Genomic DNA, 11,140 nt, shown 5'->3' on the forward strand with positions numbered 1-11,140 from the left:
GATTGCCGGCTAGCCCGTCAAAAAGGGGGACGACGGGCCGCCGATGTGCCCGATCGGGAAGAAACCTGGATAAGAAACGTGACACACGTTACTAATACCTCAGCGGCGCTTCCTGCGCTGTAATTCGGCATGTCACAGAACATACAGAATATTACGAAATCTGCTGCGACATCAGACAACCTGTGCAATTATTTCGCTCGTGATAATTGCTCCCGATGACAACTATTGAGATAAGGCGTATTAATTTTTCGGGCTCATGTGTCGTAGTAGGAGCAAGGCATGGCGCGATGCGGCGGCCGGTAACCGCTATCGCAGGACTGTCATGCATAAACGCGAGCAATCACCAGACAGCAGCAATCGAGGGAAACGGGGCGCGTTGCCCCCAGAAGTGTGGCGTTTTTTTGCGAAAATAATGCATAATTTAAAAAATGTTACAGACCTTGGGTTCAACTCCGGACCGCGACGCCAAGGGTTTCTAGATAGGGGGGCTCCGTGCGTGAGAGTTACCTGCTCGCACTGTGCCTGACGCTCGCGGGCGCACTTGCGGCGATATGTTTGCTTTTCGTGCGGAGGGAGCGCGTGCTGCGCCATCGCCTGACGCGCGACGAGGCGACCGGGGTCCTTAGCCAGCGGGAACTGCAGCGCCGCGCGCGCGCCTGGCTGGTCCAGGCCGAGGGCCATGCCCGCCGCGGCGCTTTTTTCCTGGTGCGTTTCGAGCAGTACGCCGAGATCAGCGCCATGCTGCGCGCGGGCGAGGACAAGGCCTTGCTGGCGCTGGTCGCGCAGCGCCTGAGCCTGGTCGCCCGGGCGTTGGGCGGCATCGTGGGCCGCTGCGGGCTGGACACGTTCACGGTCTGCGTCCCCGATGTGGACGAGCAGGGCGCCGCCCAGGTCTCCACCAAGCTGCTCGAGGACCTGGGCGCGTCCTACGAACTGGGCGGCCGTCCGCTGATCGCGGTGTTCCGCGTGGGCGCGGCGCTGTATCCCGAACATGGCCGCACGGTCGAGGAACTGCAGCGTTGCGTGCAGGTGTCCATGGTGCCGCTGAAGGAGCGCGAGGGCCCGGGCTGGAACATGTTCGATTTCCGCCTGCTGGCGCGGCAGCGGGACCGGCAGGGCCTGGAGAACGATCTGCGGCTGGCGCTCACCACGCGGAACATGGAGCAGTTCGAGCTGTACTACCAGCCCGTCTGCGACAGCGCCTCCGGCCTGGTCGAGGGATGCGAGGCGCTGCTGCGCTGGCATCATCCCGTGCTGGGCAGCGTCTCGCCGGCCGTGACCATCGAGCTGGCCGAGCGCAGCGGCCTGATCGTGCCGTTGGGCGCATGGATCCTGGAGCGGGCGTGTTCCCAGGCCACCCAGTGGCCGGCCGCCTGGCGCGTGCACGTGAATCTGTCGGTCAAGCAGATGAACGAGGACGGCCTGGTGCAGCTGGTGGCCGACGTGCTGGCCGAGACCAAGCTGGCGGCGCGCAAGCTGGTGCTGGAAGTCACCGAATCCATCTTCATCCTGCACTACGAACGGCACGTCAAGATCCTGAACACCCTGCGCGCCAAGGGCATCGGCGTGGCCCTGGACGACTTCGGCTGCGGCTATTCCAGCCTGAACCATCTGCGGCACCTGCCGATCGACTGGGTCAAGATCGACCGTAGCTTCATTTCCGCGCTGGAGTCCGACGCCGGCAGCAGGGAGGTCGTGTCGGCGCTGTTCGGCCTGTGCCAGGCCATGCACCTGCCGGTGGTGGCCGAGGGCGTGGAGACCGAAGGCCAGCGCGAGATCCTGAAGGCGCTGGGCTGCCGCGTCATGCAGGGATTCCTGCTTGGCCGGCCCGCGCCGGCGGCGGAAATCCAGGCTTTGGCCTCGGCGGTGTCATAATCTGGGTTGCGTGCAAACCCCGACCTCATTGGCTTCCTTATGTCCGGCAATACCCTCGGTACCCTTTTCACCGTCACGAATTTCGGCGAGTCCCACGGGCCGGCCATTGGTTGCGTTGTCGACGGCTGCCCCCCGGGCCTGGAACTGGACGCGGCCGACATCCAGCGCGAACTGGATCGCCGTCGTCCCGGCACCTCGCGCCATGTGACCCAGCGCCAGGAAGCGGATCAGGTCGAGATCCTGTCGGGCGTCTATGAAGGCGTTACCACCGGCACCCCCATCGGCCTGCTCATCCGCAACACCGACGCGCGCAGCAAGGATTACTCCAATATCGCCGACACCTTCCGCCCCGGCCACGCCGACTACGCCTACTGGCGCAAGTTCGGCGTGCGCGATCCGCGCGGCGGCGGGCGCTCGTCGGCGCGGCTGACGGCGCCCACGGTGGCGGCCGGCGCCATCGCCAAGAAATGGCTGGCCGAATGCCACGGCGTGCGCGTGCGCGGCTACATGAGCCAGCTCGGCCCGATTCCCATTCCTTTCGTCTCCTGGGACGAAGTGCCCAACAATCCGTTCTACGCGCCCAACGCCGACATCGTCCCCGAACTGGAAGCCTATATGGACCAGCTGCGCCGCGACGGCGATTCGGTCGGCGCGCGCATCGAGGTCGTGGCCGAGAACCTGCCCGCCGGCTGGGGCGAGCCGATCTATGACCGGCTCGATGCCGACATCGCCCACGTCATGATGGGCCTGAACGCGGTCAAGGGCGTGTCCATCGGCGCCGGCTTCGACTGCATCGCCCAGCGCGGCTCCGAGCATGGCGACGAGATCACGCCCGACGGCTTCCTGAGCAACAACGCCGGCGGCGTGCTGGGCGGCATTTCCACCGGCCAGCCGGTCACGGTGTCGCTGGCGATCAAGCCCACGTCCAGCATCCGCGTCGAGCGCCAGTCGGTCAATCGCGCCAACGAACCCGTCATGGTGCAGACCCTGGGCCGCCACGATCCCTGCGTCGGCATCCGCGCCACGCCCATCGCCGAAGCCATGCTGGCCCTGGTGCTGATCGATCATGCGCTGCGTCACCGCGCGCAGTGCGCGGACGTTTCCGTCTGATAAGCTTGCCGTCCTGTCGCCATGATGGCGGATCTGAGGTCTTCATGAGTCGGATTTTCCCTGCCATGCGCGCCCTGGGGGCCGCCTTCGTCTTTGCCGTGCTTGCGGGTTGCACGGGCATGAACACCACGCAGTCGGGCGCCATTGGCGTCAACCGCACGCAATACATGTCCAGCATGGTGCCGGCCCAGGCGCTCGAACAAGAGGCCGGCCAGCAGTACGGCGACATCCTGAAGCAGGCCAAGGCCAAGAACCTGCTGGACCGCGATCCCGCGCAAGTGGCGCGCGCCCGCACGATCTCGCAGCGGCTGATCGCGCAGGCCGGCGTGTTCCGGCCCGATGCGGCGAGCTGGAAATGGGAAGTGCACGTGCTGTCCAGCGACGAGGTGAACGCCTGGTGCATGCCGGGCGGCAAGATCGCCGTCTACACGGGACTGCTGAACAAGATCAAGCCCACCGATGACGAGCTGGCCGCCGTGCTGGGCCATGAGATTTCCCACGCCCTGCGCGAACATGCGCGCGAGCGCGTGTCGCAGCAGATGGTGACCAATCTGGGGCTGTCGGTGCTGTCCATCGCCACGGGGTCCAAGGAGGCTAGCGACCTGGGCGGCAAGCTGACCAGCGTGATGTTCACGCTGCCCAACAGCCGCACCCATGAAACCGAGGCCGACCGCATGGGCGTGGAGCTGGCCGCGCGCGCCGGCTACGATCCGCGCGCCGCCGTCACGCTGTGGCAGAAGATGGGCGCGGCGGACGGTGGCCAGGCGCCGCCCGAGTTCCTGTCCACCCACCCGTCGGCCGCCTCGCGCATCAGCGATCTGCAGGTGGCGTCGGAGCAGGTCCTGCCGCTGTACGAGCAGGCCAAAGGCAAGGGCCGCGCGGCCCGCTAGAGCGGGACGCCGTCCGCGCAGGCCCGCGCGATGCCGCGCAGCCGGCGGCGATGACCTTTCTTCAGCCCTGCCGGCCCTGCGGCCTGACGCCGGGACCGCGCATCACGTTGATGCCCAGGCCGGCCAGGATGCGCTGGGTTTCCGCGTCGGGCACGTCTTCCGCATACACCGCGATGTTCAGGGCGCGCGCCGTCTGCAGTACCGAGGCTGTCAGCTGCTGGCTGCCCGGGCTTTGCGACATGCCGCCCACGAAGCCGCCGCCCAGCTTCACGTAGGACAGCGGCAGCGTATGCAGCTGCGCCACCGCGCCGAATTGCTGCGCCAGCCGGCGCACGCCGATATGCGCGCCAAATTCCGACACCACCCGCGCCAGCGTGGCGATCTGCTCGTGGCATTCGACCAGGCCGTGAGCATCGATTTCCAGGAACAGCCTGGGCGCCAGCGGGCGCTTCTCGGTCAGCAGCAGGGCCAGCTGGCGGAAGAATTTCTGGCCGCGCAACGAGGGCAGGGCGACGCGCACGGCCAGCTCGCCTTCGTTCGCGGCCAGCCATTGCAGGCCCAGCGCCACCGCCTGCAGGTCGCAGTCGGCCACCAGGTCCAGCCGCACCGCCGGCGGAATGAAGAGCGTGGCGGGGATGGGCATCTGGTCCGCGGCGGTGCGCAGCATCAGCATGGCCTCGGTCCGCACCAGGCTGCCGTTGGCGCTGGTCAGTGTCTCGGTGGCCAACTCGTAGCGGTTTTCCTCCAGCGCCGACTGGATGGCCTGCTTCCAAGCCTGTTCGCCGGCTTCCGACGGCGATTGGGTATCCGTGGCGCCCAGGATCACCACCTGGTCGTTGCCGGCGCTCTCGGCCCGCATCAGGCCGAAATCCAGGCGCGACAGCACCGGACCCGCCTGGCTGCCGGCGCTGTAGTCGGTCATGGCCTGGGCCCAGCGGCACAGATGGCCCTCGCCCACGGGGATGCGCGAGGCGTGCAGGTCGGTGCGCACGCGCTCGGCGATCATCATGGCTTGCGGCGCCGCGCAGCGGGGCAGCAGCAGGGCGAAGTCCGAACCGTTCAGGCGGGCCAGCAGCGCCGATCCCGCGTTCAGGCTGGCCAGCGAGGCCTGCACGCGCTCGCAGACCGCGCGCAGCCATTGGTCGATGAACTCGCGCGGCATGTGGCGGTTCAGATCTGCCAGGTCGCGCTGGCGCAGCACCAGGACATGGCCGCCGGTTTCGCCGCCGCGTCCGGAATCGGTCGGGGCGGACGCCTCCAGCGCGCGGCGGAATTCGTTGACGAAGTACTTGCGGTTGGGCAGGCCGGTGACCGGATCCTGGTTCAGTTCCAGCTTCAGCGATTCGATCTGGGCATTCTGTTCCTCGACGCTGGCGTAGACGCGCTCGCGCGTCTGGTTCAGCGCCTGCACCACGCCGGACAGTTCCGGCACGCGCGCCTCGACCTGCTGCGGCGGCGTGCTCTGGCCGATGCTGCGCACGTGCTCGCTGATTTCGCGCAACAGGCGGTTCTTGATCCAGCGCACCAGCGCGAAGGCGAACAGGGCCCACAGCACGCCGGCGCCCACCACCAGCGCCACCATCTTCAGGCTGCTGCGCCACAAGGCTTCCCAGGCGTAGGCGTCGTTGGCGACCAGCGTCACCTCGCCGATCTGCCGCCAGCCGTCGCTGACCGCGTGGCTGGCCGTGCCCGAGGCCAGCGGCGCCAGCGTGCGGAACCAGCCCGGCACCGAGGCGGCCGTGGCGGTGGAGCGGCGCTCGATCAGCACCTTGCCTTCCGGATCGCTCAGGCGCACCAGCGAGAAATGGCCGCCGTCGAACAGCGCCGACACCAGCAATTCCTGCAACACCGGGTCATTGTTGGCCGGCTGCGACAGGGACAGCGCCAGCGACACCGAGGCGTCCGTGCTCTGCACCTGCAGCTGGCCGGACAGGTATTCGCGCGCGGCGTTGACGCTCAGCGCCAGGGTGCCGAGCAGGATCACGCCGATGGCGATGGTTACGCTGAGCAGAAGCTGTCGAAGTATGGACATGGTCTTATTTCCAGGCGTCAGGGGCGGATGCCTTCCCGTTCCATTCGTTGAAGAAGGTCGCGCCAGCGGCTGAGGCGGTCAACCGGCGCGGCGGGCTTGCCATCCACATAGACCCCGTCGGCGTTGAAGCTGAACACCGGCGTCAGGTCGCGGCGCTGCGTGGCGGGCAGGATCGTCGAGATCAGGCTGTCCAGCACCAGCGGTACTGCGTTGGGCGTTTCGTAGTAACCCAGCACCATGTGGGCGACCTGCGAGCTGCTGGCCGGGCCGCCGATGCGGGCGCGGACGTAGATGAAGCGCAGCTTGTTGGCCGGCACGCCCATGGCCAGCAAGGAGAAGTATTTGCCGATGACATAGTCCTCGCAGTCCCCGGCGCCCTTGCCCAGCGATTCCAGCGGCGTGGCCCAGTAGTCGGGCTGGCCCCAGATCACGGAGTCCTCTCCGGACATCACCGAACGGTTCCAGAAGTCGTTGACCAGCGTCAGCTTGTCGCGCTCGGCCGGCGGCAGCGGGCCGCGCAGCAATTGCAGCCAGCTGGCCACCGCCTTCGCGCCCTTGGAGCCATAGCGGCTGGCCGAGAGGCTTTGCAGCTTGTCGGCGTTGATCTCCAGGGCGAACGAGCCGCCCCAGATGCAGACCAGACAGAGCAAAGCCAATCGGCACAGGTTCAGCGCGACGCGGAAACGGCGGGTCGATGGCATGAAACGGATTTTCACATTTTTCGCGTTACTACTGGCGACATCCGTCGAAAAAATGCAGGGGGAGGGGAGGCCGAATCCGGCCAACCCCTCCCCCGGGTACTGCGTACTACGGTTTAGCTGTGGTCGACGTTCAGCTTGCCCTTCTGCAGCAGGTCATTGATGATGGCCTGGTTGTTGAGCTGGCCGCCTTGCGTCAGGTCGACGTTCTCCAGCACGATCTTCTGGTCAGCGCCCTGGGCAGCGAGCTGGCCCTTGGTGTTGACGTCGATGACCGTGTTGTTGCCTTCCTTGTGGAAGTTCAGGTACTGGGTCAGCGTGCTGTCCTTCTCGCCGACCAGCAGTTCCTTCAGATCCAGGATGTCGCCGCCATCGGTCGGCTTGGCGATCGAGAAGTCCTTGATCGTGTCCACCGCCGGCTTGGCCGTCGTGCCCTGGTCGTTCAGCTCCCACTTGAAGGTGTCGCTGCCGGCGCCGCCGACCAGCGTGTCGTCGCCCTTGCCGCCGACCAGCAGGTCGTTGCCGTTGCCGCCTTCCAGGTAGTCGTTGCCGGTGCCACCATACAGCTTGTCGTCGCCGTCGCCGCCGTACAGCTTGTCGTCGCCCGCGCCGCCGTAGATGATGTCATTGCCATCGTCGCCGTACAGGGTGTCGTTGCCGCCCTGGCCGTAGATGATGTCGTTGCCCGTGCCGCCGTGGATGGTGTCATCCCCGCCGCGCGGATCATCGGTCACGTTGAAGTCGGCGTGGTGGTCCTTGATGTACTGGTACAGGTCGCCCGCGGTGGGCTTGTGTCCCAGGGTCAGCTCAAGGAACTTGTCCAGCGCGGCCAGGCCGGCGCCTTGCGGCAGGTCGGCGGGACGGCCGCCAGCCACCTTGCTCCAATCCAGGACGTTGCCATCGGTGTTGATGGTGTCGCCGAAGATGATGTCGTTGCCGGCGCCGCCGTTGATGATGTCGTTGCCGACAGCGGCGGGATCCGTGCTGGACGAACCGCCTTGCAGCGCGGCGGCCAGTTCGCTGGCGGTGTTGACGATCTGGGGCTGGCCGACGGGGCCGGTGATGGGCTGCCAATATCCCCAATCGGTAAGCGTGCCCGTTCCGGTGACCTTCGTGTTGTCGAAGTACTTCAGGTAGCCCTCATTGACGCCCGAGCCTATGCCGATGGCGTGCACGGTGCTCTTGCCGCTCAGGCCCTTGAAGGCATCGACGGCATCCTTCATGTCCTTGTAGTCCGTCGTGCTGCCGCCGTTCCAGCCACCGTTGCTGCCGCTGTTGCTGAAGGTCGGATCACCATCCGTCAGGAAGTAGGTGACGTTCTCGAACGTCTTGCCGTTGGACGTCGTGGGCTGGCTGTTGAACCACTTGAGCGCTTCCTTGAAGGCGCCTTCGTAGTTGGTGCCGCCGTTGGCGTACAGGGCTTCGATGGCCGAGATCAGGATGCCGACATTGCTCGCATTCAGGCCGTTGATGGTCTTCAGGCTGCTGGCCGTCGACTCGAAGCCGATCAATGTCACGTTCACCACGCCGTCGTGCTTCGCCAGGCCGTTGGCCAGGTTCTTCAGCGCGGCGATGGTGAGATCCATGCGCGACATGCCCTTCGTGCCGGACGCGTTGTCCATGCTGCCCGACGTATCGACGACGAGCGCGATGTTGTAGTTCTTGCCCGGTTCGACCGTGGTCACCGTGCCGCCCTTGTCGCCAAGGATGACGTCGTCGCCGCTGCCGCCGTTGATCGGCGGATTGGTGCCGGTGCCGCTGCCCTCGTTGCCGCCCGAGATGAGGTTGTTGGTCTTGATGGCGAAGTTGTAGTCGCCCGACAAGTCCTTGCCGCCGTTGGCCGTGCCGCCGTCGTCGCGAACCTGGAAGCCGAACGAGGTGTCCTGGCCCGAGGCGGACGGCGTGTAGACCAGCTTGCCCGCGGCGATATCAGCGACCGAGATCGCGGTGTTCGCCGTGACCGGCTGGCCGTTCAGCGTCAGCGTGCCGTCGGTCGGCAGGCGCGTGATGATCACGCTCTGCAGGTTGTTGCCTTCGGCGCCGTCGTTGAAGTTGAACTCGGCGATGTTGAACGTGTGGCTGGCGCCCACGTCCACGCTGGTGGCGTTGTCGGCGGCCACCGGCGCGTCGTTGGTGCCGACCACATCGACAATGACGTTTTGAGTGGCCGAGCCGTCGGCGGAGGAAACGGGGAAGGTCTCCTTCAGCACCTGGCCGGCGCGCAGATCCTGCACTTCCTTCAGGCTGTTGTTCAGCGTGTAGGTCCAGTTGCCGTTGGCGTCTATCGTGAACGTGCCGTACTTGCCGGCGACGTTGGTCTGGGCGACGACGCTGCTCTGGCCGGCGTCGGCGTCCGAAACCGTCAGCTTGCCGGACGAGATCAGCGTCTTGTCCTCGATCACCGCGCCGGTGGACTGGCCGGTGATCTTGGCGATGTCGTTGGTGCCGGTGATGGTGACGGTGACTTCCTGGGTCGCCGTGCCGCCCTTGCCGTCATTGACCGTGACGGTGATGGTGTCGGTGACTTGCTGGCCTTCGGTCAGGGCCTGGACCTTGGCATCGCCATTGTTCAGCGTGTAGGTCCACTTGCCGGTCTGGTCGAGCGTGAACTTGCCGTACTGGCCATTGCCGCTGTTGGCGATGGACCAGGTGTGGGTGTCGTTCGTGTCGATGTCGCTCTTGGTCAGCTGGCCGGCGGTCGTCAGCGTGCCGTCTTCCTTCACCGCGCCGGTGGCGACGCCGCCAATGGTCGGGTTGTCATTGGCGCCCGTGATGGTGATAGTGATGTCCTTGGTCGCCGTGCCGCCCTTGCCGTCGCTGATCGTGACGGTGATGGTGTCGGTGACCGTCTGGCCCGCGGCCAGGGACTGCACCTTGGTGCTGCCGTTGTCCAGCACGTACGTCCACTTGCCAGTCTGATCGAGCGTGAACTTGCCGTACTGGCCGTTGCCGTTGTTGGCAATGCTCCAGGTGTGCGTATCGGTGGCGTCGACGTCCGTCTTGGTCAGCTGGCCCGTTACGGTGGTGACGGCGGCATCTTCCGTCACTGCGCCGGTGGCCACGCCGCCTATGGTCGGGGCGTCGTTGGTGCCGGTGATGGTGACGGTGATTTCCTGGGTCGCCGTGCCGCCCTTGCCGTCATTGACCGTGACGATGATGGTGTCGGTCGCCGTCTGGCCTTCGGCCAGGGCCTGGACCTTGGCGTTGCTGTTGTCCAGCGTGTAGGTCCACTTGCCCGTCTGGTCGACGGTGAACTTGCCGTACTGGCCATTGCCGTTGTTGGCGACGGACCAGGTGTGGACGTCGTTCGTATCCACGTCCGTCTTGGTCAGCTGGCCGGAAGTGGTGTTGACGACCGCGTCTTCCTTGACCGCGCCGGTGGCGGTGCCGCCGATGGTCGGCGCGTCGTTGGTGCCGGTGACCTCGACGGTGACGGTCTGCGTGGCCTTGCCGCCCTTGCCGTCGTCGACGGTGATGACGATCGTGTCCGTGACCTTCTGGCCTTCGGCCAGGGCCTGGACCTGGGCGCTCTTGTTGTCGAGCACGTAGGTCCACTTGCCGGTCTGGTCGACGGTGAACTTGCCATACTGGCCATTGCCGTTGTTGGCGATGGACCAAGTATGGGTGTCGTTGGTGTCGACGTCGCTCTTGGTCAGTTGGCCGGACACCGTGGTCGTGCCGTCTTCCTTCACCGCGCCCGCAGCCACGCCGCCGATGGTCGGGGCGTCATTGGTGCCGTTGATGGTGACGGTGACGGTACCCTTGGTGCCGTCGGCGGTGACGACCTCGAAGGTCTCGACCAGCTTCTCGCCCACGCCCAGGGCCTGGACCTTGGGATCGGCGTTGTCAAGCTCGTATTTCCAGTTGCCGTTGGCGTCGATCGAGAACTTGCCGTGATCGCCCTTGAAGTCGGTCTGGGGCTTGAACGAGGCTTCGCCGGCATCCTTGTCGGTGACGTTGAGCTTGCCGTTGGCCGTATAGACCTTGTCTTCGGTGACCGAACCGGCGTCGTCGCCCGGCTTGCTCGGGGTGATGACGGCGGCGTCGTTGGTGCCGGTAATGGTGACGGTGACGACCTGGGTGGCGGTGCCGCCATGGCCGTCGTCGACGGTCACGGTGATGGTGTCGGTGACCTTCTGACCTTCCTTCAGGGCTTGGACCTGGGCGCTGTCGTTGTCCAGCTTGTAGGTCCACTTCCCGTTGGTGTCGACCGAGAAGGTGCCGTACTGGCCCTTGCCGTTGTCGTTGACCGACCAGGTGTGTTTGTCGTTGACGTCCACGTCGGTCTTGGTCAGTTGGCCCGACACTTCCTGCGTGCCGTCTTCCTTGACATCGCCCGTGGCCACGCCGCCGATGGTCGGCTTATCGTTGGTGCCGTTGACGGTGATGGTGACCGTGCCGGTGGTGCCGTCGGCGGTGGTGACCGTGAAGGTCTCGGTCAGCTTCTCGCCGGCGCCCAGGGCCTGGACCTTGGGATCGCTGTTGTTGAGCTCGTACTTCCAGTTGCCGTTGGCGTCGATGGAGAACTTGCCATA

General features: G+C 65.9%; 6 protein-coding genes. 3 read left to right on the top strand and 3 right to left on the bottom strand.

Annotated elements, in window-relative coordinates; genetic code table 11:
- Positions 1-492: 492 nt before the first annotated feature.
- From ACEU5R_RS16025 to ACEU5R_RS16035, 3 genes are all read left to right on the top strand, one after another.
- On the top strand, positions 493-1,875 hold the full coding sequence (locus tag ACEU5R_RS16025) for a putative bifunctional diguanylate cyclase/phosphodiesterase (RefSeq protein WP_392410812.1): 1,383 nt from the start codon (positions 493-495) through the stop codon (positions 1,873-1,875).
- Between the two features lie 39 nt (positions 1,876-1,914).
- A complete protein-coding gene (gene aroC, locus ACEU5R_RS16030; protein ID WP_103275278.1) occupies positions 1,915-2,985 on the top strand; it encodes a chorismate synthase in 1,071 nt (356 codons plus the stop codon).
- A gap of 65 nt (positions 2,986-3,050) precedes the next feature.
- Positions 3,051-3,875 carry a M48 family metallopeptidase gene (locus tag ACEU5R_RS16035; RefSeq protein ID WP_392410813.1) on the top strand — a complete coding sequence of 275 codons (825 nt, stop codon included), beginning with the start codon at positions 3,051-3,053 and terminating at the stop codon, positions 3,873-3,875.
- 61 nt (positions 3,876-3,936) lie between these two features.
- On the opposite strand, the gene ACEU5R_RS16040 is transcribed toward ACEU5R_RS16035, so the two are convergent.
- From ACEU5R_RS16040 to ACEU5R_RS16050, 3 genes are all read right to left on the bottom strand, one after another.
- The gene (locus tag ACEU5R_RS16040) at positions 3,937-5,907 is read right to left on the bottom strand and encodes a LapD/MoxY N-terminal periplasmic domain-containing protein (protein ID WP_103275273.1); all 1,971 of its coding nucleotides are present in this window, start codon (positions 5,905-5,907) and stop codon (positions 3,937-3,939) included.
- A 17-nt stretch (positions 5,908-5,924) separates the two neighbouring features.
- Entirely contained in the window at positions 5,925-6,608 is a 684-nt protein-coding gene (locus ACEU5R_RS16045; RefSeq protein WP_392410814.1) for a transglutaminase-like cysteine peptidase, read from the bottom strand.
- A 113-nt stretch (positions 6,609-6,721) separates the two neighbouring features.
- Positions 6,722-11,140, bottom strand: a 4,419-nt coding sequence (locus ACEU5R_RS16050) for a VCBS domain-containing protein (RefSeq protein WP_392410815.1), incomplete at its 5' end; no start/stop codon positions are given.

Source organism: Achromobacter sp. 413638 (assembly GCF_043119405.1).
Classification (GTDB): Bacteria; Pseudomonadota; Gammaproteobacteria; order Burkholderiales; family Burkholderiaceae_B; genus Achromobacter.